The organism is Nocardiopsis dassonvillei, from assembly GCF_964273065.1.
Classification (GTDB): domain Bacteria; phylum Actinomycetota; class Actinomycetes; order Streptosporangiales; family Streptosporangiaceae; genus Nocardiopsis; species Nocardiopsis dassonvillei_B.
Genome location: NZ_OZ186815.1, coordinates 2,979,943 through 3,004,231, shown reverse-complemented (window position 1 = coordinate 3,004,231; position 24,289 = coordinate 2,979,943). Strand labels below are relative to the sequence as shown.

Genomic DNA, 24,289 nt, shown 5'->3' with positions numbered 1-24,289 from the left:
CCGGGAACGGGGACCGGTTAGGGTGCAGACGTGACTCAGCCGCATGATCCCCGTAACGACCCCCATCACCAGGGCCCGCCGCCCGGGGCGGGCCACGGCCCCCACCAGCCCGGGTACGGCCCGCCGCAGCCCCCGGGCGGGTACGGCGCCCCGCCGCCCGGCGGATACGGACCACCGCCGCCCGGTGGATACGGCCCCCAGCCCGGGTACGGCCCGCCGCAGCCGCCCGGCGGATATCCGCCGCCGCAGAAGAAGTCCTCGGCCGGTCTCGTCATCGGCATCGTCGCCGGAGCCCTGGTCCTGGTGCTGCTGATCGTCGGCGGCGGCGTGTGGTTCTACGCCTCCTCCCTCGGCGGCCCCGCGTCCGGCCCGGCCTCGGGCGGGGACGGCGCGCTCGCCGACGCGGAGGTCCTCACCTTCGAGGACCTGGACGCCTCCCACGTCGAGACGGGGGAGCGCGTCGAGTACGACATGTTCCCCCCGGCGGGCGGACCGCACTACTCCTCCTGGCAGGACTGCGGCGTGTACACCGAGCCGCTGCGGGAGGAGTTCGCCGTGCACTCGCTGGAGCACGGAGCGGTGTGGATCACCTACGACCCGTCGCTCCCCCCGGACCAGGTGGCCGCGCTGGAGGGGCTGTACAGCCCCGGGGACTACCTGGTGATCAGTCCGATGGAGGGTCTGCCCGCACCGGTCGTGGCCTCCGCCTGGGGCGCCCAGATCCACCTGGGCGGTCCGGAGGAGCCGGCGCTCGGTGCCTTCCTGCGCGAGTACGTCCAGAGCCCGAACGCCCCGGAACCCGGAGCGCTGTGCAGCCAGGGCGTCACCGAGACCGGGGCCGAGGTGGAGGCCCTCCTGGAGGAGGACTCCACCACCGCCTGAGGCCGCTCAGGACGGCAGAGCGTAGCGGCCGTCCTCCAGCGGGTCCACGAGGCCGTCGACGACCAGCCCGTCCAGGGCGCGCTCGCGCTGCACGTGGTCGTCCCAGACGGCGTCCAGGGCGTCCTTGGGCACCGGCCCGGCCGAGTCGCGCAGCACCGCCAGCAGGCGGCCGCGCACCTGGCGGTCGGTGCCCGCGTAGGTCTGGCCGCGCCGGGGCGGCCCGCTGTGCGCTGGCCGCCCCGCCGCCGTCCATGCGCACTGGTTCGCGATGGGGCAGTCGACGCACCTGGGCGAGCGGGCGGTGCACACCAGGGCGCCGAGCTCCATCACGGCCACACCCCAGCGGGCGGCCACGGACGCCTCGGGCGGCAGCAGCTTCTCGGCGAGGGTCACCTCGGCCTTGGTCTGGGTTTTCGGCGGGTACTCGATGCCTGTTTCGGCCCGGGCCAGGACCCGGCGCACGTTGGTGTCCAGAATGGCGTGGCGCTGGCCGAAAGCGAAGCTCGCCACGGCCGCCGCCGTGTACGCACCGACGCCGGGGAGTGACAGCAGGGTGGCGTGGTCGTCGGGGACGACCCCGTCGTGCTCCTCGGTGATCACCGTCGCGCAGGCGTGCAGGCGCAGAGCCCGGCGCGGGTAACCGAGGCGGTCCCACATGCGGACCGCCTCGCCCGGGGAGTCTTTCGCCAGGTCGGCAGGTGTGGGCCAGCGCTCCATCCAGGCCCGCCAGGCGGGCAGCACCCGCACGACCGGGGTCTGCTGGAGCATGATCTCGCTGACCAGGACGGACCAGGGGGAGGCCCCCGGAGCCCGCCAGGGGAGATCGCGGGCGTTGGCCTCGTACCAGGCCAGAACGGCGGTGCTGTAAGGGTTATCGCTCATCTTTAAACCGGGGATCGGCGGGTTGAGTAGGTGGCGCGCCCGCAAAACCGCAATACTACGGCGCATGGCGTCAAGTACCGGACATCCCGTCAGTCCTGAGACCTACTGGAAGCGGCGCGCCCTCGTGCTGGCCGGGGTCATGTTGGTGCTCACCCTCATCGTCTTCGCCTGCCGTCCGGGCGGCGGGGACGAGGGGGAGACGACCCGGTCCGACGCGAGTCTGGGCGAGGACGCCTCCCCCAGTGTGTCACCGGAGGACCCCTCCCCGTCCCCGGAACCGGAGGAGGAGCCGTCCGAGGCGGACGCCTCACCGAGCGAGGACCCCTCCGCCTCCGCCGACCCCTCCGACGCCGAGGGGGCCGAGGACGGGGGGTCCGGAGGGGAGGGCGGATCCGGCGGCGGCGGTGGCGGCGGTGTGGCCGCGCCCGAGAAGCCGGAGGACCTGTGCCGGCCCCAGGACGTGGTGGTCGGCTTCGACTTCGCGGAGGCCGACAAGGAGATCTACGGGGCCGGGCAGAAGCCCGCCTTCAAGGTCACCGTGGTGAACACCGCCGAGCAGACCTGCACCGTGGACGTCGGCCGCGAGGCCCTGGAGCTGCGCATCCACTCCGGTGACGACCGCGTCTTCTCCACCGCGGACTGCGTGCGGGGCGAGACCCGCGAGGACCGCCAGCTGAGCCGGGGCGTGCCGCACGAGTTCACGATCACCTGGGACCGGGTGCGATCCTTCACCGACTGCCGCGAGGGCACCTCCGAGGCCAAGCCCGGCTGGTACCGCGCCAACCTGCACGGGGACTACGCCGGATCGACCGACCAGAAGGTGTTCCAGCTGAAGGCCTGAGCCGGACCCCGGAAAAACGAACACGGACGGCACTCATGTGATTACGATGAGTGCCGTCCGTGTTTTCCTCTCCGGGAGTCCTCCATGAAACGTCTCGCCGCCTGCGGCCTCGCCCTGCTCACCGCGCTCTCGCTCACCCCCGGGACGGCCTCGGCCGAGCGCTACTCCGCCCCGTACGTCCTCTCCGTCACCGACGAGAGCACCGGTCAGCGCTCCGTCACCACCCTGGACTGCGACCCGGTGGGCGGCACCCACCCCGAGGCCGAGGCGGCCTGCGCGGCCATCGCCGAGGCCGGGTCGATCGAGGCCATAGCCCCCGCCGAGGGCGTCTGCACCCTGGAGTACCGCCCGGTCACCGCCACCGCCACGGGCCGCGAGGACTTCGAGCGGACCTTCGGCAACCCCTGCCAGCTCAGGATGGCCAAGGGGGACGTCTTCGCGTTCTAGGGCGGCGCGGCCCCGGGCTCAGCGGCGGCGGGCCACCCGGGTGAGGGCCTCGCTGAGCTCCTCGACCTCGTGGATCCGGATGCCCGGGACCGGATCGCCGAAGTGCTTGGGCACGATCGCCTCGGTGAAGCCGAGGCGCTGTGCCTCGGACACCCGGCGGCGGGCACCGGTGACCGTGCGCACGTCCCCGGCCAGGCCGACCTCGCCGACCACCACCAGGCCCCGGGGCAGGGCGACGTCGTTGTGGGAGCTTCCCGCGGCCATCGCCAGCGCCAGGTCGATCGCCGGTTCGGTCAGGCGCACCCCGCCCACCGTGGAGGCGTAGACGTCGAGGCTGGCCAGCTTCATCCCGGTGCGCTTCTCCAGCACCGCCAGGATCATGTTCACGCGGGAGGTGTCCAGGCCCGAGGTGGCCCGCCGGGGCGCGGGCAGGGGAGTGGGCGCCACCAGCGCCTGGACCTCGGCGATGATCGGCCGCCGCCCCTCCAGGGCGACGGTGATGCAGGTGCCCGGGACCGGGTCCGTGCGCTCGGTGAGGAACAGGCCGCTGGGGTCGGCCAGCCCCACGATGCCGGTCTCGGTCAGCTCGAAGCAGCCGATCTCGTCGGTGGGGCCGTAGCGGTTCTTGACCGCCCGCAGCAGGCGCAGCTGGGAGTGGCGCTCGCCCTCGAAGTGCAGGACCACGTCCACCAGGTGCTCCAGCAGGCGCGGGCCGGCGATGGAGCCGTCCTTGGTCACGTGCCCGACCAGGACCGTGGCGATCCCGCGCTCCTTGGCGATCTGGATGAGGGCGCCGGTCACCTGCCGCACCTGTGTGACGCCGCCCGGGACGCCGGTGGTCTCGGGGGACATCATGGTCTGCACCGAGTCGACGATGAGCAGGCCCGGGGACACCGCGTCCACGTGCGAGGCCACGGTGGCGATGGAGGTCTCCGCCGCCAGGTACAGCTTGTCCGACAGCGCCCCCAGGCGCTCGGCGCGCAGGCGGACCTGCCCGGCGGACTCCTCGCCGGTGACGTACAGGACGGGACCGGCCTGGGCGCGCTTGGCGGCCACCTCCAGCAGCAGGGTGGACTTGCCGACGCCGGGCTCGCCGGCGAGCAGGACCACGCCGCCGGGGACGGCACCGCCGCCCAGCACCCGGTCGAGCTCGTCGATACCGGTGGGGACGGCCTCCGCGCTCTCCACGCTGATCTCGGTGATGGGGCGGGCCCGGGAGGTCACCGCGGACGGGGTCACCGCCATGGGAGCCGGGGCCCCGGCCTCCTCGACCGTGCCCCACGCCTGGCACTCCCCGCAGCGGCCCACCCACTTGAGGCTGGTCCAGCCGCATTCGGCGCACCGGAACGTCGTCTTCGCTTTGGCCATGTCCGACACGCTAACGCCTGCCGGGGACGCTCGGGCCCGCCCGCCGCCCGCCCCCTCGCGCCCGCCGACCGCGGCTTCCTCCCGGACCGTCGGCGAGGGGCGTACACGGCGCGCCACATGAAAGTTACCTACGGGTTAGGACACTTTCCGTGAAGGCCGTGTTACAGAATTCTTAGGGTCCGGAACCTCCGACGAACCCCCCGCTCCCTGGAGAGGAGACCCGCGTGCCCCGCACCGACACGCCGTCCATGTCCCCCGAAGCCCCCTTCTCCCCGGAAACGCCCGTGAAGCCCCGACGCTCCCGCAGGGCCGCCCTGGTCGCGGCCGCCGCCGTCGGCCTGTCCCTGGTCGCCGCACCCGCGGCCGCCGAGGGGACGGGGGAGGCCGCGTTCGAGCACTACGTCGCCCTGGGCGACTCGTTCACCTCCGGTCCGCTGATCCCGCCGTACGCGCCCGGTTCCGACCCCCGCTGCCTGCGCTCCTCGGCCAACTACGCCCAGCTGACGGCGGACCGGCTGGGCGTCGCCTCGTTCACCGACGCCAGCTGCTCGGGCGCCGTCACCGACGACTTCCACGAGCCGCAGTACGCGGGGCTCGCCCCCCAGTTCGACGCCCTCACCCCCGACACCGACCTGGTGACGGTGGGGATCGGCGGCAACGACTTCGGGTTCGTGGACGTCCTGACCACCTGTGCCAAGCGCAGCCTGGAGAACCCGCTGGGAAACCCCTGCCAGCGCTACTACGGCGACGAGCTGGACCGGAGGGTGGAGGACCTGCGCGACGAGATCTCCGGGGTGTACGGGGAGATCGCCGAGCGCAGCCCGGAGGCGACCGTGCTCGCGGTCGGCTACCTCCAGATCCTCCCGGAGAAGAACGGCTGCTGGCCCCGCGAACCGATCGCCCGCGGCGACGTGGCCTTCCTGGACGGCGTGCAGACCGCGCTCAACAGGATGATCGCCGAGGAGTCGGCCGCCCACGGCGCGGCCTTCGTCGACGTGCTGGAGCGCGGGCACGACATCTGCTCGTCGGGCTCCGAGCGCTGGGTGGAGGGCATCGTCCCGCAGAACTCCGCGGCCCCGGTGCACCCCAACGCCGCGGGCATGGCCGCGGTGGCCGACCGCGTCTCCACCGCGCTCGGTGTCCCCGTCGCCTAGCACAACCGCGACGGTGAGTGATGGGCCCGGAGGAGGCGAAGGGCTTTTTCTGCCGCTTTGACCTGGTTATATGACTCACCGTCAAGCATGCTTTACCTTTTTTGGAGATGGATTAGACTACGGAGAGTGATTTTTCGTGGTGTCTGTGTGACGAATGAAACGTGCGTCGTAGCGGATCCATCCGCGTCGCGGTGACGCGGACGCCACGGCGGACCGACATTCGGCATGGAGGACCAGTGCGACTACCGCGACACCACGAGCGAACTCAGGCCTGTCGTCCCGCGGACCCGGGGCGACAGGCCTCGCCCTTGCGGCGGTCCCGGAGACGTGCGTTCGCCGTCGCCGCCCTCGCCGCGGCGCTGGCGCTCGGCGCCGCGCCCGGCCCCGCGCAGGCGGCCCCCGCCGCCTCCACCGCCCCGGGTGTGCGCGTTCCGCAACTCTCCTCCGCGACCGCGGAGAGGGCGATCGAGGCCGCGGAGTCGCAGAAGGGGACGCCCTACGCCTGGGGCGGCAACCGGCCCGGCGGGTTCGACTGCTCCGGCCTCGTCCAGTGGTCGTTCAAGCAGGCCGGGGTGAACCTGCCCCGCATCGCCCAGGACCAGGTCAACGCCGGCACCAGGATCGGCTACTCGAGTGCCAGGAGGGGCGACCTCCTCTACTGGACCGACAGCGGCGGCTACGCCTACCACGTCGCCATCTACCTCGGCAACGGCCGCATGATCGACGCGCCCCGCACGGGCGACAAGGTCCGGGAGCGGGACGTCACCCGCTACAACCTCGCCGGAGCCGTGCGGCTGTGACGCCGCCCCCGCGAGCCGCGCGCACCGCGCCGGCGTCCGCGGGCACACGCCCTCCCGGGGGGTGACCCCGGCGGCCCGCACCCACAGGGTGCTCAGTACCTCCGCCACCAGAGATTGACCGCGTAGTCGACCGCGGTCCCCGGATGGCCCGCGATGATCTCCGCGGCCAGGGCCGGAGGGAACTCGATCCCCACCACCGCCTCGAAGGCGCGGCGGTCGGTGAAGTCCCAGCGCATCGTCAGGGCTTCGCGCTCGAACCCGCGGGAGGACCAGAACCGCTCGACGGCGGCCGGGTCGTACGACGGCAGCGACCGTCGGAACCAGCCGCCGAACGTGGAGCGGGTCGCGTCGTTGTCGATCACGAAGGCGACCCCTCCACGGCGCATCACCCGGTCGAGTTCGGCCAGGCCGGGTTCGCAGCCGGGGCCGAAGAAGTAGGCCCAGCGCGCGTGCGCGACCTCGACGACGGAGTCGGGGACGGGCAGCCGCTGGGCCACCCCGTTCAGCACCTCGACGCCGGGCAGCCCCGCCACCCGCGCCCGGGCCCGCGCCGCCAGCGCGGGGTGGGGCTCCACACCGGTCACCCGGGCCGCGGTCCCGGCGAACCGGGGCAGGTGGAACCCGGTGCCGCAGCCGATGTCCAGCACCCGGGCGCCCGCCATCGGGCGGATGCGCTCCATCGCCGCCTCGATGACCCCGTCCGGGTCCACGGCGAGGTTCTCCAGCTCATAGACGTCGGGATGGTGCCAGATGTTCGGGCTGGGGACGGCCTCCCTGGGGATCATGGGCGAAGAGCCTACCGGCGGCGCGCCGTGTTCACACGGCGGCCTCCCACGGCGGGCTCCGGAGCGCATACCCTGTCCACGTGAGCGCTATCCAGGTACCAGACGCGCCCGTCGTCCTCTCGACGGCGTCGGTCTACCCTGAGAAGACCCCGGCCGCCTTCGAGATCGCCGCGAAACTGGGGTACGACGGCATCGAGGTGCTCGTCTCCTCCGACCCCGCCAGCCAGGACATCGACCTGCTGCGGCGGCTCTCCGACTACCACCAGATCCCGGTCACCGCAGTCCACTCCCCGTGCCTCGTCCTCACCCAGAGGGTGTGGGGGCGCGAGCCCTGGGGCAAGCTCGTCCGCTCCAAGGAGATGGCCGAGGCCCTGGGCGCCACGACCATCGTGGTCCACCCCGCCTTCCGCTGGCAGCGCGACTACGCCCGGGAGTTCGAGGTCGGCGTGGCCCGCATGCAGGAGGAGACCGACGTGGTCTTCGCCGTCGAGAACATGTACCCGGTGCGCGTGCGCGACCGCGAGGTCGTGCCCTACGCCCCGAGCTGGAACCCCCTCGACCGCGACTACGCCGACGTCACCCTCGACATGTCGCACACCGCGATGTCCGGCTCCGACGCCCTGGACATGGCCAAGCGGCTGGGCGACCGCCTCTCCCACATCCACGTCGCCGACGGCTTCGGCGGGCAGAACCTCGACGAGCACCTCATTCCGGGCCGGGGCCGCCAGCCGGTCGCCGAGGTCCTGGAGCACCTGGCCGCCGGCGGTTTCGAGGGGCAGCTGGTGCTGGAGGTGAGCACCCGCAAGGCGCCCGACCGCCAGGCCCGGCTGCGGGAGCTGGCCGAGGCGCTGGCCTTCACCCGGCTGCACTTCGCCCGGCCCGCCGAGCCGTCCGCGGCGGGACCGCCGCGTGACCGGCGCGAGCGGATCGCCCTGCTGCGACGCCGCCCGTCGACCCCGCCCCGCCTGTTCGAGGTGGACTCCGCGGGGACGGTGGAGGGCGGCGGCGACGACTGAGCGGGCCCCGCGTACCAAGGGATGAGATGCGGGGTCCACCCCGGTCCTCCGGGGCGGCTAGCGTGTCAGGGGACCGCAGAGAGGACCCTTTTCATGATCGCGATCATCGGTGCCGGGAAGATGGGCGAGGCGCTGCTCGCCGGGATGCTGGGCAAGGGCCACGCGCCGGAGGACGTCCTCGTCACCGAGCCGCGCACGGAGCACGCCGCCGAGCTGCGCGAGCGCTACGGCGTGGAGGTCGTGTCCGCCGACGAGGCCGCCAAGCGCGCCGGAACGCTGCTCCTGGCCCTCAAGCCGCAGGACATGGTCGCCCTGCTGGACGACCTCGCCCCGCACCTGTCCCCCGACCGGCTCGTCATCTCCGTGGCCGCCGGGCTCACCACCGCCGTGCTGGAGGACCACCTGCCCGCGGGCACCCCGGTGGTGCGGGCCATGCCCAACACCCCCGCCCTCATGGGACAGGGGATGACCGCGGTCGCGGGCGGCGCCCACGCCGGGGCCGGGCACCTGGAGCGCGCGGAGGCGCTGCTGGGAACCGTGGGCGAGGTGATCCGGGTCGGCGAGCAGCACATGGACACCGTCACGGCCATCTCCGGCAGCGGGCCCGCCTACTTCTACTTCATCGCCGAGACGATGATCGAGGCCGGGGTGGCGATGGGCATGCCGCGCGCCACCGCGCAGAAGCTCGTGGGGCAGACCATCACCGGTGCGGCCGCCATGCTCAACGGCTCGGGGGAGCACCCGGTGGTCCTGCGCGAGGCGGTCACCTCGCCGGGCGGCACCACCGCGGCGGCGCTGCGCGAGCTGGAGCGGCACGGGGTGCGCACCGCGTTCACGGACGCGATCGAGGCGGCCCGGGACCGCAGCAGCGCGCTCTCGGGGAGCTGACGGGGGTCCCGCCGCCTCGAGGTGCTGAGACGCGCCGGGGCGGCGGCCGGTTCCTCCGAGGGGTGGCCGAAAACGGTCGGAATGCGCGAAGGGCCCGTCCGGGTACATAGGTAGTGTTCAGAGGGAGGGTGCGAGCGCCCTCGAAAGGCCCTGCCAGGTCCCAGGAGGCAGGGCCGCCTCCCCCGTCCCCCGACCCAGGGCCTTTCCATGAGTCTTCCCCCTTCATCCCCAGACCCGTCCCGGCAGCCGGAAGGCCCCGTGCCGCCCCCGGGCGGCCCACCCCCGGGCGGCCAGGGCACCCCTCACGGCGGCACCCCCGCCGACGGTGTTCCGGCCGGTCCGCCGGCCGGCGGTAACCCTCCTTATGGCGGTACTCCGGCGGGTGGTGCTCCTGTGGGTCCGCCCTCCGGTGGTAACCCTCCTTATGGCGGTACTCCGGCGGGTGGTGCTCCTGTGGGTCCGCCCTCCGGTGGTAACCCTCCTTATGGCGGTACTCCGGCGGGTGGTGCTCCTGTGGGTCCGCCCTCCGGTGGTAACCCTCCTTATGGCGGTACTCCGGCGGGTGGTACCCCCATGGGCCCGCCGACCGGTGGTAACCCTCCTTATGGCGGTACTCCGGCGGGTGGTACCCCCATGGGCCCGCCGACCGGTGGCAACCCTCCCTACGGCGGCATGCCCGCGGGCGGCGCCCACTCCGGCGGCGTTCCCGGCGGCCCCATGGGGCCCGGCGGTCCCGGAGGACCCTTCGGACCCCCCGGCGGACCGTTCGGCCCGCCGCCCCCGCGCCCCAGGCGCCTGGGCCTGTTCTCCTCGCCCACCGCACTGCACACCGCCGCCCTCAACGCCACCGGCACGGGTGCGGGCTACCTCCGCATCAAGCAGTGGCCGTTCTTCGCCGCGGCCCTGATCATCACCATCGGCCTGCTGGTCACCGCGGCCGTCCTCGGCGCCGCCGACAACCTGCTGCTGTGGACCCCGGTCCTCCTGGTCTGGTTCCTCGCGGCCGCCCTGCACGGACTCTTCGCCGGGCGCGCCCACGACGAGCGCATCCTCGCCCAGGGCGGGACCCCGCCCCGCGGCGCCCTGCCCTACCTGACCGCCGGCGGCTTGGCCGTCGCGCTGGTCGTCGCCCTCACCGGGGTGTGGCAGCTCGGCGAGTGGCGGCTGCGCGTCGCCGACGCCGCCCACGCCCGCGGCGAGTGCGGCACCTCCGAGGCCATCGCCGGATACGAGTCCGTCGAGGACTTCTTCCAGCTGTCCTTCTCCTCCTCTCTGATGGACCGCGCCCGCGCCGGGATCGCCGCCTGCCGCCTGCTGGACCGGGCCCAGGGCGACGTCGCCGCCGAGGACTACGAGCAGGCGCTGGACTCCTACGCGACCTACTTCGAGCACCCCGCCTCCCGCTGGCAGGACACCGACGGCGAGGTCGCCGACATCCACTTCTCCTACGCCACGGACCTGATCGAGAACGCCGAGACCTCCGGCGGTGAGATCTCCGCCGAGTACACCGAGGACGTCCTGCGGGCCCACGAGGTCTTCTCGATCATCCCGGTCGACTACGAGGGCACCGCGGCCGCGGGCAGGGTGCCCGAGGCCCTCGCCGGCCTGTACGAGACGGCCACCGGCCACCTGGGCTCGGAGTGGTGCCTGGGCGTGGACCAGATCGACATGCTGGTCGACCTCGACTGGAGCGCGGCCCCCGAGATCCCCGACCTGATCGAGCAGGAGCGCCCCGAGGCGGTCCTGGAGTGCGGCTGGGAGTCCGTCGACTCCCAGGAGTTCGACCAGGCCGACGAGATGGTCGGGATCCTGGAGGCCGAGTACGCCGACTACGAGGCCGACGACGTCGAGAAGATGGTCACCCACATCGGCGCCGGACGCATCGAGCAGGAGATGGACCTCCTGACCACCATCGGCGACACCTCGCTGGACGCGACTCCCACCGGCGGCTCCGGCAACGACAAGTTCGTCTTCGAGATCGTCAACCACTCGCCGTACGAGCTGCGCTTCCTCTACGTCGGACCGGACAAGGTCCACGGCGAGGTCACCGCACCCCCGTGCGACGACTGCGACACCTACTCGCCGGGCTCGCCGCCCTCCTACGACTCGTGCTTCGACGAGGGCGAGACCCTCAAGGTCGAGCTCAAGCCGGGCGAGTACCGCATCGTCATCGCCAACAGCGACTCGCTGTTCACCCGGCCCATGCACGGGACGGTGAACCTGGGCGGCGGGGACCTGTCCGAGAGCTGCTACTTCGTCACCACGGGCGAGTAGCGTCCGCCGAGGGGCCGGGCCGGCGTGGGCACCCGCGCCGGCCCGGCCCGTCCGTGCCCCCCGGGGTTCCGAGCACTCACCGCCCTTGCGTACTGTGTGCTTCGGAACACGTACACCTGAAACGGGGGTCACCGACATGGGAGGGCGCACGTCCTGCTCGCTCCGGGTGGCATGGGATGACGGGCTGACCGCCTACGACTTCGGCCCGCAGCACCCGATGGCGCCGATCCGGGTCGAGCTGACCATGGCGCTCACCCGCGAGCTCGGCGTCCTGGACGCCCCCGGCGTCTCCCTCCTGGACGTGGAGCCGGCCTCCGACGACCTCCTGGAACTGGTGCACGACCGCTCCTACATCGAGGCGGTCAAGCGGGCCGGCCGCACCCTGGAGCCGGACGACGCCCACATGCTCGGCACCGCCGACAACCCCGTCTTCAAGGACATGCACGACGCGGCGGCGCTCATCTCGGGCGCCTCGGTCGCCGCAGCCAGGGCGGTGTGGACCGGCGAGTCCGTGCACGCCGCCAACATCGCGGGAGGCCTGCACCACGCCATGCGGGGCAACGCCTGGGGCTTCTGCGTCTACAACGACCCGGCGCTGGCCATCGCCTGGCTCCTGGAGCAGGGCGCCAAGCGCATCGCCTACGTCGACATCGACGTCCACCACGGGGACGGCGTCCAGCGCGCCTTCTACAACGACCCCCGGGTGCTCACCATCAGCCTCCACGAGTCGCCGGTCACCCTGTTCCCGGGCACCGGCCAGGCGGGGGAGACCGGCGGCCCCGACGCCGAGGGGTACTCGGTCAACGTGGCCCTGCCCGCCGGGACCGGCGACAGCGGCTGGCACCGGGCCTTCGACGCGGTGGTCCCGCCGCTGCTGCACGAGTTCCAGCCGGAGGTCCTGGTGACCCAGCAGGGCTGCGACACGCACGCCCTCGACCCGCTCGCCAACCTGACGCTCAGCCTGGACGGCCAGCGGCGCGCCTACGCCGAACTGCACAAGCTCGCCCAGCGCACCGCGGGCGGACGCTGGGTGCTGTTCGGGGGCGGCGGGTACGGGCTGGTGCACGTGGTCCCCCGGGCCTGGACGCACCTGCTCGCCGAGGCGGCGGGCCGCCCGGTGGACCCCGACACCGAGACCCCGCAGCGCTGGCGCGATTTCGTCCGGGAGCGCACCGGGGAACTGGCGCCGCTGTACATGACCGACGGCCGCGAGGTGGTGTTCGCGCCCTTCGAGGAGGGTTACGACCCCGGAAATCCGGTGGACCGGGCCATTCATGCGACCCGGACGGCCGTCTTCCCGAGCCACGGTATCGATCCCAGCCTCTGATCTTCCGGAGATCGGTCCGTCTTCTGGCGAAGACACCCTTTCGTTCCGATGTCTTCCATTTTCTAACCGGATGTCCGTGATCCCGGTATCGTTTCCGGGTGAGCGATGTCGCCCGGTGCGGGCGGGACCCATTTCCCGCCGACGGGGCGTGGCGCGCGTCCAGCGGGTAGGAAGAGGTTGAATACCGGGCGAACGGGAGCAGGCGCCGTGGTGGCCGCACGGCGCGTCACGTGTTCGCCCCGACGAGGAAGGGGAACACCTGGTGACGCCGCCGACACGTGCTGAACTCATCTCCCATCTGGTGCGGACGGGGATCGCCGGACACGTCGATACCTCGCGCCAGAACAACCTTCGGCACTACCGGCGCCTGGTCCAGAAGGACCCCTACCACCAGTTCGGTCTCACCTTCTCCCACGACTGGACCTTCTCCGAGGTCCTCGCGCTGATGAGCAAGCGGTGCGGTGTCGTCGGCGACGAGGAGTACGTCTGGGGCATCGACACCATCGACCCCGACCTCACCGTCGACGCGCTGGAGGCCTTCGCCGACCGCCTGGCCCTGGCCGCCGAGCGCCGCGAACGGGTCATGTTCGCCACCGGACACCCGAACAAGCTCCAGGGCACCTACCGCGTCTGGAAGGACGCCCTGTCCGCCCGGGGCTGCCCCGTCGTCACCGCGGCGGGCGGCTACACCTACGAGGTCACCACCGAGCGCCCGCCCAACCGGCGCTTCGTGGTCTGGCAGGACGACGTCGCCATCGTCACGGACGGGAACCTGGCCCGGCACAGCCACCACCCGTTCGCCATGCGCGCGATCCTCGGGGACCTCTCCGACCGCGGGGAGCCATGGCCGCAGTTGGTCATCGCCGACCACGGGTTCGCGGGTGCGGCAGGGGAGGCGGGAGTGCCCACACTGGGGTTCGCCGACTGCAACGACCCCGCCCTCTTTCTCGCGGAACACGAGGGAAAACTACTGGTCACGGTCCCTTTGGACGACGGTTATCTGACCGAGGACTACGCGCCGCTGCGTGATTACGTTCTCGCCAGATCGGGTCTCTCCTGAGGCGCGGCGACCATTTATACCCACGGTTAAACCTCGCCGGGGCCGCCTTCCGGGTATTGCTCGGAAGACACCGCAAACGACCTTTCGCAGACGGGAACTCCGCTCTACTCTGAAAACGGACGTGTCAGTAGTGACAGCATGACACGCCGGCGTGGCGTTGGGACGGGGCACATACCGGGGTCGCTCCCGACCGACACCGCGACGGGCTGAACGGTAGGCAATACTCACGTCCGGGAATGAGGGCGTCGGAAGATGAACGGGAGCAAGCCGCCTCTCGAAGAGGTCAGGTTCCTGACCGTGGCGGAGGTCGCCACGATCATGCGAGTGTCCAAGATGACCGTGTACCGCATGGTGCACTCGGGAGTTCTCCCCGCGATCCGCGTGGGGCGTTCGTACCGGGTCCCCGAGAGGGCCGTCCACGACTACCTCCGTGAGGCTTTCGTCGAGGCGGGATGACCGGGGAACGGCCGGGCCGGGGCGGGGCGTGGAGTCCCTCCCGGTCCGCCGCCGGTCCACGAAGGGCGGATCACCCGCTCCCCCACGGGTGATCCCGCTCTCGTGGAGCACCTCCCCCCACCAGGGGCGTACGGCTCTTGCGCCGGGGCGGCGAAACGGGTCCCAGGGCGTCTACTACACTTTGTCGTTGTCGTAGTCCGCCCAGTTCACACCCCGTTCGCGAGGTCTCCTCGATGCCCAGTGCCAGAATCGGCGCGCGGTCCCGGCGCGCTGTGACGCGCCTCGCCGCGGTCGCGGCGGTCGCCGTACTCGCCCTCACCGGCTGCGCCGGAGGCAACGAGATCGAGACCGGCGGTGAGGACGACCGCTTCATCTCGGGCGACGGCACCGCCACCACCTTCTCCGCCGACGAGCGGATCGACGCGCCCGACGTCTCCGGCACCACCCTCGACGGCGACGAGATCTCCCTGGCCGACCACGAGGGCCGCATCGTCGTCCTCAACGTCTGGGCCAGCTGGTGCGGGCCCTGCCGCACCGAGCAGCCCGTCCTGGACGAGGTGTACGCCGAGTACACCGGCCTGGGCGTGGACTTCCTCGGCGTCAACATCAAGGACGACGACACCGCCGCCCGCACCTACCTGGAGACCAGGGGCGTCGAGTACCCGAGCCTGTACGACCAGCCCGGCGAGGTGCCCCAGGCGTTCCGCGGGACGGTCCCGCCCCGCGCCATCCCCAGCACCCTCGTCATCGATCCCGACGGCCGTATCGCGGCCCGCGTCATCGGCCCCACCACCTACGGGCAGCTCACCGGGCTGCTCGACCCGATCGTCGTCGAGTACGACCTCGGCGACCCCGAGGAACGGCCCCGGGTGGCCGAGCAGGAGGCCCGGGAGCAGGAGTCCGGGGAACCCGAGGACGCAGGGGAGCCGGGCGCGGACACGAGCCCCGACGGGGACGACGCCTGATGGACCCCGTCGGCACCACCGTCCTCACCGGATCCCTCCTCATGGCCGTCCCGCTGGCGCTCGCCGCGGGACTGGTCTCCTTCCTCTCCCCGTGCGTGCTCCCCCTGGTCCCCGGCTACCTGTCGTACGTGACCGGGATGAGCGCCGCCGACGTGCGCGGGCGCACCGCGGTCGGCGGCGGTACCGCCACCCTCGCCGACGTCGACGAGGAACTGGCCGCCCGCCGGTGGACCATGGTCACCGGCAGCGCCCTGTTCATCGCCGGGTTCACCCTGGTCTTCGTGGCCGTGGGCGGCTTCATCGGCTGGCTCGGCGACCTCCTGGTGGAGTACACCGACCCCATCACCCGGATCCTGGGCGTGCTGACGATCGTCCTGGGCCTGGCCTTCATGGGAGTCCTGCCCGGTTTCGCCCGCGAGTTCCGCTTCCACCGCCTGCCCAGGGCCGGGCTGGTCGGAGCCCCCCTGCTCGGAGTGCTCTTCGGGCTCGGCTGGACCCCGTGCATCGGCCCCACCCTGGCCGCCGTGCAGACGCTCGCGTTCGTCGAGGGCGGCGCCGGGCGCGGCATGCTCCTGTCCCTGGCCTACTGCGTGGGCCTGGGCCTGCCCTTCATCGTCGCCTCGCTCCTCTACCGCCGCGCGCTCTCCGCCTTCGGGCGGCTCAAGCGCCACACCCGCACGGTCACCGTGATCGGCGGTGCCATGCTCGTCCTGGTCGGCCTGGCGATGGTGACCGGTCTGTGGACCCACTGGACCATCGCCATGCAGGGCTGGGCCGCCGACTTCCAGACGGTGATCTGATGAGTACGACCACGACCGAGACGAACGCGGACACCGCGCCGGGCGCCGCCCCCGGGCCCCGGGGGCTCGGCGCGCTGGGCTGGCTGCGCTGGGCCTGGCGCATCCTCACCTCGATGCGCACCGCGCTGATCCTGCTGTTCCTGCTCGCGGTCGGGGCCATCCCCGGCTCGATCCTGCCGCAGAACGTGGTCAGCGTCGACGAGGTGAACAACTACTTCAGGGAGAACCCCGACCTGGCCCCCTGGCTGGACCGGTTCTACCTCTTCGACGTCTTCTCCTCGCCCTGGTACGCGGCGATCTACCTGCTGCTGTTCGTGTCCCTGGCGGGCTGCGTCATCCCGCGGGCCCTCGTGCACGCCCGGGCGGTCCGCGCCCGGCCGGTGCCCACCCCCCGCAACCTGGGCCGGATGCCCTACGCCGCCGGATTCACCACCGACGCCGCCCCCGAGGCCGTGCTGGAACAGGCGCGGCGCGTGCTCAAGCGGTACCGCGTGGAGGAATACGGCGACTCCGTCTCCGCGGAGACCGGTTACCTGCGCGAGGCCGGGAACGTCCTGTTCCACCTGGCCCTGCTCGGCCTGCTGGTGGCGCTGGCCGCCGGATCGTTCTTCGGCTACCGGGGCAACATGCTCGTCGTCGAGGGGGACGGGTTCGCCAACACGCTGCCCTCCTACGACGCGATCTACCCCGGCCACTGGACCGACATGGACGCGATCGCCCCCTTCACGATCCACCTCGACGACTTCGAGGCGGGCTTCATCGAGGAGGGCGACCTGCGCGGGCAGGCCGCGTCCTACGTCGCCGACCTCACCTACACCGAGGAGCCCGGCGGCCCCGAGCTCACGCACCGGCTCGAGGTCAACCACCCGCTCAGCGTCTCCGGCGTGCAGGTCTACCTGCTCGGCCACGGGTACGCGCCGGAGTTCGTCGTCCGCAACGGCGACGGCGACGTGGTGTTCGACCAGGCCGTGCCGTTCCTGTACCGCGACACGATGAGCTTCGTGTCCGACGGCGTGGTCAAGGTCCCCGACACCGGGGACGAGGACGGGGACCAGCTCGGCTTCGTCGGCGTCTTCCTGCCGACCGCGGCCGAGACCCCCGACGGCGAGCTGACGTCGAGCTTCCCCGGCGCGACGGACCCGCGGGTGACCCTGGAGGGGTACGCGGGCGACCTGGGCATGATCGACCCGCAGTCGGTGTACCAGCTGCGCACCGAGGGCATGGAGTCCCTCGGCGAGTCCCCGGTGATGGAGGTCGGCGACGTCTGGGAGCTGCCCGAGGGAGCCGGTTCCATCGAGTTCGCCGGATACAAGGAGTACGTCAGCCTCCAGGCCAACCGGGACGGCGCCCGGCTGCCCGCGCTCATCACCGCGGCCACCGCCGTCGGCGGCCTGCTGCTGACCCTGTTCGTCCGTCCGCGCCGGGTGTGGGTGCGCGCCGCCCGCGGCGAGGACGGCCGGACCCGCGTGGAGCTGGCCGGTCTGGGCAAGACCGAGGCCGCGGGCGACAACGCCGAGTTCCACGAGATCACCACCGAGCTTGCCGCACGACTCCGGAACGAGTCGGACGACAACCCCCAGAACCCTTCCGACACGAGGAGTGACCGGTGACGTACACTCTCGCCGCGCCGGTGAACGAGACCATGGCGTCGGCCAGCGACACGCTGGTCATCGCCATGATCGTGACCTACGCCGCGGCCCTGTTCCTGTTCGCCGTCGAGGCCGCCTACGGGCGTCGGACCAAGTTGAAGGCGGGGCGGCTGATGCCGGTCGGCGCCGGCTCGGTCGACGGGGGCGCCGACGGCATCGAGGTCAACGTCCGCACGACCGAGGGGGAGGCCAGGGCCTCCCAGAGCGTGCTGGGCAGGATCGCGCTGGGTGTGACCGCCGTCGGCTTCGCCATGGGCGTGGCCCAGATCGTCACCCGGGGAGTGGCCGCGGGCCGCTGGCCCTGGGGCAACATGTTCGAGTTCGTCGTGGCGATGTGCCTGGTCGCGGTGGGCGTGCTGCTGTACGCCTCGTTCCGCTACCAGGCCCGCTTCCTGGGCGCGTTCGTCCTGGTCCCCGTGCTGCTCCTGCTGGGCATCGGCGTCAAGTGGCTGTACGTCGACCCGGGTCCGCTGATCCCGGCGCTGCACTCCTACTGGGTGCCGATCCACGTCACCGCGGCGATCCTGGCGGGCGGCGCCTTCATGGTCTCCGGCGTCACCGGCATCACCTACCTGGTCTCGCACCGCAGCGATGTCAGGCGGGCCCGGGGCGAGGAGGTCGCCGGCATCGCGGGCCGCCTGCCCAGCCCCGAGCTGCTGGACCGCATCTCGCACCGGCTCATCCTGTTCGCGTTCCCGCTGTGGACCTTCGGCATCATCGCCGGGTCGATCTGGGCGGACGAGGCCTGGGGCCGGTTCTGGGGCTGGGACCCCAAGGAGGTCTGGTCCTTCATCTCCTGGATCGTCTACGCCGCCTACCTGCACGCCCGGGCCACCGGCGGCTGGCGCGGGCCCAAGGCGACCTGGATCAACGTGCTGGGCTTCGCGACGATCCTGTTCAACTTCTTCGCGGTGAACTACATGTTCAGCGGTCTGCACTCCTACGCCTGACCGAGTCCCCGGGGGCGGGCCCGGTCGACTCGCGCTCGACCAGGCGGGTGCCCAGGGTGACCGTCTCCGGGGCCGCGCCCCGCAGCAGCAGGTCGACGGCGGCCCGCCCGGCCTCCTCCGCCGGCATCGCGACGGTGGTCAGGGCGGGCCGGGTGTGCCGGGCGCTCAGGGTGTCGTCGGCCCCGACGACGCTCAGCCGCTCCGGAACGGGGACGCCCCGCTCCTGCGCCGCGGCCAGCAGCCCCAGCGCCATCAGGTCGTTGTGGGCCAGCGCCGCGGTCGCGCCCGAGGCCGCCACCGCGTCGAACGCGGCCGCCCCGCCCTCCTCCGTCGGCGGGTGCGGACCGACCCGGTGCAGGCGCAGGCCGCGCTCACGGGCCACCGCCCCGGCCGCCCGCGCCGCCCGCCGCCCCGTCCACGAGGCCGCGGGCCCCGAGACCAGGGCGACGTCCCGGTGCCCCAGGTCGGCCAGCCGGGCCACGGCCCGGCCGACCCCCTCGCCGACGTCCATGAGCACGCACGGCAGCCCGCGGAGCCGGCGGTTGACGACCACGAGGGGGACCTCGGCGGCCAGTTCGCGGATGCGCCGGTCCTCCCCCCGCGGGGAGACCAGGACCAGCCCGTCCACCTGGCCGGCCAGCGACCGGACCGCCTCCTCCTCGACGTCGGTGCGCTCGTCGGTGTCGGCGATGAAGATGTGGTGGTCCCGGGACCGCGCCTGGTCCTGCGCCGCCTTGAGCAGGGGCGGGAAGAACGGGTTGGCGATGTCGGCCACGATCACGCCCAGGTTCCCCGTCCGGCGGGTCGACAGCGCCCGCGCGGCCCGGTTGGGCCGGTAGCCGAGGTCCTCGGCCACGGACAGCACCCGGGCCCGGGTGCGCGGGTTGACCAGGTGCGGCGCGGAGAAGGCCCGGGACACGGTGGACACGTGGACCCCGCCGATCCGGGCCACGTCCTTGAGCGTCACGGCCATCGCGCCACCTCTCAGCGGGACTCCGAAGCACGGAGGAAGGGCGGTCGGCCGCCTCCCGGTCCGGGTTTTCCCATTTTTCCACAGGCGGGGGTGTTGCTTCTTTCCGGTGCTTCGAGGAGTTTATTGCAAACGTTTGCACCCTCATCCCCCAGGAGTCGACATGCGAAGGAAACTCGCCCCCGTCCTCGCCCTCGCGCTGGCCGCGGCGCTGACGGCGCCCCCGCCCGCCTACGCCGGCGACCTCGGCAGGGAGGTCCTGCCCGCCGGAGACGGTTGGGCCTGGGAGGGCGGCGGCACCACAGGTGGAGCCGCCGCCACCGCCGAGAACGTGTTCCGGGTGTCCACGCCGGCCGGGTTCCGGGCGGCCATCGCCGGCGACCAGCCCAAGATCGTGTACGTGGACGGCCTCATCGACGCCAACACCGCTCCCGACGGAACTCCGTTGACCTGCGACGACTACGCCGTTGACGGCTACTCCCTCCAGGAGTACCTGCGGACCTACGACCCCGGGTCCTGGGGCTGGGAGGACCCCTCCGGTCCGCTGGAGGAGGCCCGGGCCGCCTCACAGGCGGCGCAGGCCCAGAACATCCGCTACCGGGTCGGTTCCAACACGACCATCGTCGGAGTGGGCGACCGCGGCGAGCTCACCGGCATGAACCTGCTCGTCCAGAACGCGCACAACGTCATCCTGCGCAACCTGACCTTCTCCGACACCCACGACTGCTTCCCCGGCTGGGACCCCGGCGACGGGGGGAGCGGCAACTGGAACTCCCAGTACGACCACGTCGAGGTGTCCGGGTCCAGGAACGTGTGGATCGACCACAACACCTTCGACGACGGCGACCGCCCCGGGGCAGAGCAGCCCGAGTACTTCGGGCGCAAGTACGAGGTGCACGACGGCCTGCTCGACATCGTCCGGGCCGCCGACCTGGTGACGGTGTCGTGGAACGACTTCGTCGGCCGGGACAAGGCCCTGCTCCTGGGCAACAGCGACGGCCGCACCACCGACCGCGGACACCTGCGGGTGACCTGGCACCACAACCACTTCGACGGGCTGGGCCAGCGCGCCCCGCGTGTGCGGTACGGCCAGGTGCACGTCTACAACAACCTCTACACGGTGAGCGGCGACCTCTACCAGTACAGCCTGGGCGCGGGGTTCGAGTCGCAGCTGTACGTGGAGAACAACCTGTTCGACCTGCGCGACGGGCACACCGCCGACGCCCTCCTGTACAACTGGGGCGGCACGAACGTGGCCGGGACCGGGAACGCGCTGATGACCGGTGGCAGGGGCCGGATCACCGCCGTCGACCTCGTCGCCGTGCACAACGCGGCCAACCCCGACCGTCCGCTGGGCTCCGAGACCACCTGGGTCCCGGAGCACGCGGCCAAGGTCCAGCCGGTGCACGCCCTGCGCGGCCTGGAGCGGCGGGTGGGCGCGGGCCTGCTGTGACCCGGGACGACACAGGGGGCCGCTCCGGGATACGGAGCGGCCCCCTGCGTCGCCGGGACCCTCGCGGTCCCCGCTGTCGGGCGTCCTACTCGTCGGGGTCGATCCGGCGGTCGAGGCCGCGCAGGAACTCGGGGTCGTCGTCCGGACCGAGCGGGTGCGGACTGTCCGAGGGCTTGGCGAAGTCCGACGGGTCGAGGTCGTCGATGGAGGCGGTGGCCTGAGCCGGGGAGGCCGCGGCGCCCCATACGGCGGTGGACCTGCGGGGCCGTCCCAGGAACAGCCACAGGATCGAGCCCACGGGCATGAACAGCGCGATCACGACCAGCCAGAGGATCTTCGGAAGGTTCCGGGCATCCTGGGCCGGGGTGGTCAGCGCGTCGAAGAACGCGTACACCCAGAGAACGACCGACACGAGCGTGATCAGGCCACCAAGCCACACCATGTTTCCAGCCTATCTCTCGCTGTCCACTCCCTGTGGTCGGACCGACTCCCACGGCCGACGCACCGCCGCGCCGTGCGCGGTGAGGGGACCGCGGACACCGGATGCGGCGGACCGGGTGCGGGGGCGGCTCCGGCGCATCGGCGCGATGTCCCGGAACCGGAAAGGGGGTGCGGCTCCCTTCCCCTGAGGCCCGTGCCGGGCCTCGGGATGCCTCTCGGGGGTGCGTCCCCTCAGATCAGGAGGTGCTCTCGCTCGGCTCGCCGAGCAGGAGGGCGCGGACTTCGGACTCGCGGAAGCGGCGGTGGCCGCCCGGGGTCCTGATGCTGCTGATACGCCCGGAGGCGGCCCAGCGGGTGACGGTCTTGGGATCAACCCGGAAGAGTGAGGCCACTTCCCCGGGGGTCAACAGGCGTTCGCTTGCTCGTTCCACCTTCACATTCCCCCAATCGTGCCCGCCTCGGACTGTGGGGGCGGCGGGCGTTTGATCCCCTAGTGTGCATGAGTTGGTCCGTTTCCTCCCTAGTTTTCGGAGAAATTGCGGTGTTGGGGGGAGGAGTACGGGATATGTGACCGGAACGTGATGTTCGGGCCCTGCTGTCGGGATTGGAAACATCCCATGACTATCTGAATCCAGGCCAGGGGCCCGATCACCCCCGCGGAGGGACACACCCCGACCCCGTGCGCACTCCCTGACCCCCACCCTTAACCTGGAGGTGGGAGCACATGGGTGCGCCGACACCGGCCTCGTCGAGAGGCCGGCCCCCGGGAACCGCGATGGCGGACCGGTCGTCTCGTGCGCTGATGGGCGTAGCGACCAATCTAGTCCAGGTAATCGTCTGTTGTGAGGCTTTTCGATGCGTAGCTGGCTGCCCTATACCGCCGCCCGCGTAGGACTGTTCCTGGCGGCGTTCGGAGTGGTGTACCTGTTCGGCGCCCGCTCGTGGATGGCCCTCATCCTCGCCTGGCTGGTCAGCGGACTGGCGTCCTACGTGCTGCTGTCCTCGCTGCGCGACCGGATGTCGGCCTCCGTGGTCGACCGGATCGAGAGGAACCGCGGCTCCCTGGTGACCGACCGCCTCGACGGCGGCGCCGCCCGCGAGGACCACCTCCAGGAGGCCCCCGGGGGCGCCCCGGCCGAGGAGGCCCCGGCGGCCGGGAAGGCCGAGGAGACCCCGGCGGCCGCACCCAAGGACTCCTAGGCCGTGCTTTTTTGAACCTCCGCTCCGGTTCGCGTTCGGCGTCCCCGGGAGGCGGGAGCCCTCGGCCCCACGGGGACGTCCCCGTCCCCCGGACACCCCCTCCGGGCCTGCCGAACCCCGCCGGCGCCTCACATACCCCCGCGGAGCAGGACGGCGTCCGAAGAACAGGCCTCGGGGGCCGCGGTCCGGGGCGGGGGCCCGCCTCTCCGGAGGCGGCCGGGCCCGTGTGCACGGGGCCGCGGGAACGGGCTCCCCGGGCCCCGGCCCGGCCCCTCCGTCAGCCGATGGGGAACATGCCCAGGCGGGCGTGGTACTCGCCGGCCAGGCGCTCGGTGTCGCTGCCCACGTACAGGCCGTCGGAGGTGGCGTACAGGGCCTCCACGCCGTGGCCCCGGGAGCGGCCCGGGTTCCAGGCCAGGGCGCGGCCGGTGCGCGGGTCCACGGCGGCGATGCCCTCGCGGGCGACCGAGCCAGGGCCCGGGTTGAGCGCCCCGTGCTCGTTGTCCATCCAGCGCTGGTGGCCGCCCGCGTACACCGCGGCCCCGGTGACCTCGACCGAGTACAGCGAGTCCCCGCCGGTCTTGTTGACCCAGGTGGGCTCCGCGTCGGGCGTGTCGGTGTTCTCGAACCGCACCACCGCCTTGCACAGCCCCGGCTTGACCTGCGGTCCGCCCGCCGTCACCAGTGCGAAGTACGAGCCGTCCGGTGCGAAGTCCATCTGCCGCATGTAGGTGTACATGGCGGAGTAGTCGCACTGCGCCTCGAACACGTCGGTGGACCACCGGGTCGGCTTCCCGGTCGCGGTGTCCAGCATGGCGATCTGGTACCGGTCCTGCCCGTCCACCTTGGTGAACGTGCCGTTGATCGCCAGCCGCCGCCCGTCCGGGCTCAGGGCCAGCTCCTGCACCCGGAGCTCGCCGCGGCGGTGCTCGGAGAGGCGCGGCGCGAACCCGGTGTCCACCGCCCCCGTGGTCGGGTCCAGCCGGGCGATGCCCTGCCGCGCCGTCCCGCCGATCCCCGGGAAGGAACCGCCGACGTACAGCCACCCGCCGTCGGTGGCCAGCCGGTAGGTGGAGCCGCCGTCCAGCGTCGCGGTGAACGCCGCGACCCGCGACCCGTCGTGGAGCCGCATCCGGGCCAGTCCGCGGGCCGGGGTGTTGTTGACGCTCCGGAAGTCCCCGCCGATGACCACCGTGCCGTCCGGCCCGGGGACCACCGAGGTGACGGTCCCGTCCACCCGGGGGGAGAACCCGCGGATGATCCGCCCGGTGCCGTGCTCGAACGCGAAGATGTTGCGCAGTTCGTGGGTGCGCCCCCCGTCGGCCTCGGCGACCCTGTCGAAGCTCCCGGCGACGATGACGGCGTCCCCGACCCGGACGATGTCCTTGACCGCCCCGTCCAGTACGTGCGGGGTCCACCGGACCGGCCGTTCGTCCACCACGGACCGGTGCGCGGTGGCGCCCGCCGTCGCCGGGGCCGCGACCCCGATCGGGGCCAGCAGGGCCAGGCCCAGCGCCAGGGCGGTGAACTTCGGTTTCACGTGTCGTTCTCCTCGGTCGCGCGATGCGGAAGGACGTGACCGATTCTTGCAAAGAGTCGCGCCCGAATTACATAGAGTAACCAAGTCCGTGCGGTCGTGAGGCCTCCCCGAGGCGCGGCGGTGCCCCGGCGGCCGTAGGCT

At 72.3% G+C, this 24,289-nt stretch carries 24 protein-coding genes; 17 read left to right on the top strand and 7 right to left on the bottom strand.

Going from position 1 to position 24,289, the window contains the following annotated elements:
• Positions 1-30 precede the first annotated feature (30 nt).
• Positions 31-882, top strand: coding sequence for a DUF3105 domain-containing protein (locus tag ACSUPR_RS13250; protein ID WP_436891592.1), 852 nt, complete (start codon positions 31-33; stop codon positions 880-882).
• Positions 883-888: 6 nt separating this feature from the next.
• On the opposite strand, the gene ACSUPR_RS13245 is transcribed toward ACSUPR_RS13250, so the two are convergent.
• On the bottom strand, positions 889-1,764 hold the full coding sequence (locus ACSUPR_RS13245) for an A/G-specific adenine glycosylase (protein WP_436891591.1): 876 nt from the start codon (positions 1,762-1,764) through the stop codon (positions 889-891).
• 64 nt (positions 1,765-1,828) lie between these two features.
• On the opposite strand from ACSUPR_RS13245, the gene ACSUPR_RS13240 reads away from it, so the two are divergent.
• The gene (locus tag ACSUPR_RS13240; protein WP_436891590.1) at positions 1,829-2,605 is read left to right on the top strand and encodes a hypothetical protein; all 777 of its coding nucleotides are present in this window, start codon (positions 1,829-1,831) and stop codon (positions 2,603-2,605) included.
• A gap of 84 nt (positions 2,606-2,689) precedes the next feature.
• On the top strand, positions 2,690-3,052 hold the full coding sequence (locus tag ACSUPR_RS13235) for an SSI family serine proteinase inhibitor (protein ID WP_436891589.1): 363 nt from the start codon (positions 2,690-2,692) through the stop codon (positions 3,050-3,052).
• An 18-nt stretch (positions 3,053-3,070) separates the two neighbouring features.
• Here ACSUPR_RS13235 and radA read toward each other — a convergent pair whose 3' ends face one another.
• On the bottom strand, positions 3,071-4,420 hold the full coding sequence (gene radA, locus ACSUPR_RS13230) for a DNA repair protein RadA (RefSeq protein ID WP_436891588.1): 1,350 nt from the start codon (positions 4,418-4,420) through the stop codon (positions 3,071-3,073).
• A gap of 248 nt (positions 4,421-4,668) precedes the next feature.
• On the opposite strand from radA, the gene ACSUPR_RS13225 reads away from it, so the two are divergent.
• The gene (locus ACSUPR_RS13225) at positions 4,669-5,574 is read left to right on the top strand and encodes an SGNH/GDSL hydrolase family protein (RefSeq protein ID WP_436891996.1); all 906 of its coding nucleotides are present in this window, start codon (positions 4,669-4,671) and stop codon (positions 5,572-5,574) included.
• Between the two features lie 236 nt (positions 5,575-5,810).
• Positions 5,811-6,374: a C40 family peptidase gene (locus ACSUPR_RS13220; RefSeq protein ID WP_436891587.1), complete on the top strand. Its 564-nt coding sequence runs from the start codon at positions 5,811-5,813 to the stop codon at positions 6,372-6,374.
• A gap of 92 nt (positions 6,375-6,466) precedes the next feature.
• On the opposite strand, the gene ACSUPR_RS13215 is transcribed toward ACSUPR_RS13220, so the two are convergent.
• A complete protein-coding gene (locus ACSUPR_RS13215; protein WP_436891995.1) occupies positions 6,467-7,084 on the bottom strand; it encodes a class I SAM-dependent methyltransferase in 618 nt (205 codons plus the stop codon).
• A gap of 155 nt (positions 7,085-7,239) precedes the next feature.
• On the opposite strand from ACSUPR_RS13215, the gene ACSUPR_RS13210 reads away from it, so the two are divergent.
• The 10 genes from ACSUPR_RS13210 to ccsB all read left to right on the top strand — a co-directional run bounded on the left by ACSUPR_RS13210 (position 7,240) and on the right by ccsB (position 18,544).
• Positions 7,240-8,175 (top strand): sugar phosphate isomerase/epimerase family protein, encoded by a 936-nt coding sequence (locus ACSUPR_RS13210; protein ID WP_436891586.1) that lies wholly within the window; start codon positions 7,240-7,242, stop codon positions 8,173-8,175.
• Positions 8,176-8,268: 93 nt separating this feature from the next.
• Complete coding sequence (proC, locus tag ACSUPR_RS13205) at positions 8,269-9,063, top strand: pyrroline-5-carboxylate reductase (protein WP_436891585.1); 795 nt, start codon at positions 8,269-8,271, stop codon at positions 9,061-9,063.
• A gap of 717 nt (positions 9,064-9,780) precedes the next feature.
• Positions 9,781-11,337, top strand: coding sequence for a DUF1109 domain-containing protein (locus ACSUPR_RS13200; protein ID WP_436891994.1), 1,557 nt, complete (start codon positions 9,781-9,783; stop codon positions 11,335-11,337).
• Between the two features lie 166 nt (positions 11,338-11,503).
• Positions 11,504-12,664: an acetoin utilization protein AcuC gene (locus tag ACSUPR_RS13195; protein WP_436891584.1), complete on the top strand. Its 1,161-nt coding sequence runs from the start codon at positions 11,504-11,506 to the stop codon at positions 12,662-12,664.
• Between the two features lie 262 nt (positions 12,665-12,926).
• Positions 12,927-13,724, top strand: coding sequence for a phosphatase (locus ACSUPR_RS13190; protein ID WP_436891583.1), 798 nt, complete (start codon positions 12,927-12,929; stop codon positions 13,722-13,724).
• Between the two features lie 252 nt (positions 13,725-13,976).
• Entirely contained in the window at positions 13,977-14,180 is a 204-nt protein-coding gene (locus ACSUPR_RS13185) for a helix-turn-helix domain-containing protein (protein WP_013155995.1), read from the top strand.
• A 233-nt stretch (positions 14,181-14,413) separates the two neighbouring features.
• Complete coding sequence (locus ACSUPR_RS13180) at positions 14,414-15,145, top strand: TlpA family protein disulfide reductase (RefSeq protein ID WP_436891582.1); 732 nt, start codon at positions 14,414-14,416, stop codon at positions 15,143-15,145.
• On the top strand, positions 15,145-15,945 hold the full coding sequence (locus tag ACSUPR_RS13175) for a cytochrome c biogenesis CcdA family protein (protein ID WP_436891581.1): 801 nt from the start codon (positions 15,145-15,147) through the stop codon (positions 15,943-15,945). Before ACSUPR_RS13180 ends, ACSUPR_RS13175 begins: the two co-directional genes overlap by 1 nt.
• Positions 15,945-17,555, top strand: coding sequence for a cytochrome c biogenesis protein ResB (gene resB, locus ACSUPR_RS13170; protein ID WP_436891580.1), 1,611 nt, complete (start codon positions 15,945-15,947; stop codon positions 17,553-17,555). Before ACSUPR_RS13175 ends, resB begins: the two co-directional genes overlap by 1 nt.
• On the top strand, positions 17,552-18,544 hold the full coding sequence (gene ccsB / locus ACSUPR_RS13165) for a c-type cytochrome biogenesis protein CcsB (protein WP_436891579.1): 993 nt from the start codon (positions 17,552-17,554) through the stop codon (positions 18,542-18,544). The genes resB and ccsB overlap by 4 nt, the downstream gene beginning before the upstream one ends.
• Here the strand turns inward: ccsB and ACSUPR_RS13160 are convergent.
• The gene (locus ACSUPR_RS13160; protein ID WP_436891578.1) at positions 18,519-19,517 is read right to left on the bottom strand and encodes a LacI family DNA-binding transcriptional regulator; all 999 of its coding nucleotides are present in this window, start codon (positions 19,515-19,517) and stop codon (positions 18,519-18,521) included. The two genes, ccsB and ACSUPR_RS13160, sit on opposite strands and share 26 nt — an antisense overlap.
• Before the next feature lie 160 nt (positions 19,518-19,677).
• Between ACSUPR_RS13160 and ACSUPR_RS13155 the strand changes: the two genes are divergently transcribed.
• Positions 19,678-20,967 carry a pectate lyase family protein gene (locus ACSUPR_RS13155; protein ID WP_436891577.1) on the top strand — a complete coding sequence of 430 codons (1,290 nt, stop codon included), beginning with the start codon at positions 19,678-19,680 and terminating at the stop codon, positions 20,965-20,967.
• Between the two features lie 85 nt (positions 20,968-21,052).
• Here the strand turns inward: ACSUPR_RS13155 and ACSUPR_RS13150 are convergent, their stop codons facing one another.
• A complete protein-coding gene (locus tag ACSUPR_RS13150) occupies positions 21,053-21,409 on the bottom strand; it encodes a PLD nuclease N-terminal domain-containing protein (RefSeq protein WP_436891576.1) in 357 nt (118 codons plus the stop codon).
• A gap of 235 nt (positions 21,410-21,644) precedes the next feature.
• The gene (locus ACSUPR_RS13145) at positions 21,645-21,845 is read right to left on the bottom strand and encodes a BldC family transcriptional regulator (RefSeq protein WP_073383097.1); all 201 of its coding nucleotides are present in this window, start codon (positions 21,843-21,845) and stop codon (positions 21,645-21,647) included.
• Positions 21,846-22,263: 418 nt separating this feature from the next.
• On the opposite strand from ACSUPR_RS13145, the gene ACSUPR_RS13140 reads away from it, so the two are divergent.
• Positions 22,264-22,608, top strand: coding sequence for a DUF4229 domain-containing protein (locus ACSUPR_RS13140; protein WP_436891575.1), 345 nt, complete (start codon positions 22,264-22,266; stop codon positions 22,606-22,608).
• Positions 22,609-22,885: 277 nt separating this feature from the next.
• Here ACSUPR_RS13140 and ACSUPR_RS13135 read toward each other — a convergent pair whose 3' ends face one another.
• On the bottom strand, positions 22,886-24,148 hold the full coding sequence (locus tag ACSUPR_RS13135) for a hypothetical protein (protein ID WP_436891574.1): 1,263 nt from the start codon (positions 24,146-24,148) through the stop codon (positions 22,886-22,888).
• Positions 24,149-24,289 lie beyond the last annotated feature (141 nt).

What these genes read in the sequence shown, in the direction of transcription:
- ACSUPR_RS13150 (WP_436891576.1), bottom strand. Translation starts at nt 21,409, where the DNA reads ATGGTGTGGCTTGGTGGCCTGATCACGCTCGTGTCGGTCGTTCTCTGG.
- ACSUPR_RS13225 (WP_436891996.1), top strand. Translation starts at nt 4,669, where the DNA reads ATGTCCCCCGAAGCCCCCTTCTCCCCGGAAACGCCCGTGAAGCCCCGA.
- ACSUPR_RS13175 (WP_436891581.1), top strand. Translation starts at nt 15,145, where the DNA reads ATGGACCCCGTCGGCACCACCGTCCTCACCGGATCCCTCCTCATGGCC.
- ACSUPR_RS13240 (WP_436891590.1), top strand. Translation starts at nt 1,829, where the DNA reads ATGGCGTCAAGTACCGGACATCCCGTCAGTCCTGAGACCTACTGGAAG.
- ACSUPR_RS13140 (WP_436891575.1), top strand. Translation starts at nt 22,264, where the DNA reads ATGCGTAGCTGGCTGCCCTATACCGCCGCCCGCGTAGGACTGTTCCTG.
- ACSUPR_RS13185 (WP_013155995.1), top strand. Translation starts at nt 13,977, where the DNA reads ATGAACGGGAGCAAGCCGCCTCTCGAAGAGGTCAGGTTCCTGACCGTG.
- proC (WP_436891585.1), top strand. Translation starts at nt 8,269, where the DNA reads ATGATCGCGATCATCGGTGCCGGGAAGATGGGCGAGGCGCTGCTCGCC.
- ACSUPR_RS13200 (WP_436891994.1), top strand. Translation starts at nt 9,781, where the DNA reads ATGGGGCCCGGCGGTCCCGGAGGACCCTTCGGACCCCCCGGCGGACCG.
- radA (WP_436891588.1), bottom strand. Translation starts at nt 4,420, where the DNA reads ATGGCCAAAGCGAAGACGACGTTCCGGTGCGCCGAATGCGGCTGGACC.
- ACSUPR_RS13180 (WP_436891582.1), top strand. Translation starts at nt 14,414, where the DNA reads ATGCCCAGTGCCAGAATCGGCGCGCGGTCCCGGCGCGCTGTGACGCGC.
- resB (WP_436891580.1), top strand. Translation starts at nt 15,945, where the DNA reads ATGAGTACGACCACGACCGAGACGAACGCGGACACCGCGCCGGGCGCC.
- ACSUPR_RS13160 (WP_436891578.1), bottom strand. Translation starts at nt 19,517, where the DNA reads ATGGCCGTGACGCTCAAGGACGTGGCCCGGATCGGCGGGGTCCACGTG.
- ACSUPR_RS13155 (WP_436891577.1), top strand. Translation starts at nt 19,678, where the DNA reads ATGCGAAGGAAACTCGCCCCCGTCCTCGCCCTCGCGCTGGCCGCGGCG.
- ACSUPR_RS13245 (WP_436891591.1), bottom strand. Translation starts at nt 1,764, where the DNA reads ATGAGCGATAACCCTTACAGCACCGCCGTTCTGGCCTGGTACGAGGCC.
- ACSUPR_RS13235 (WP_436891589.1), top strand. Translation starts at nt 2,690, where the DNA reads ATGAAACGTCTCGCCGCCTGCGGCCTCGCCCTGCTCACCGCGCTCTCG.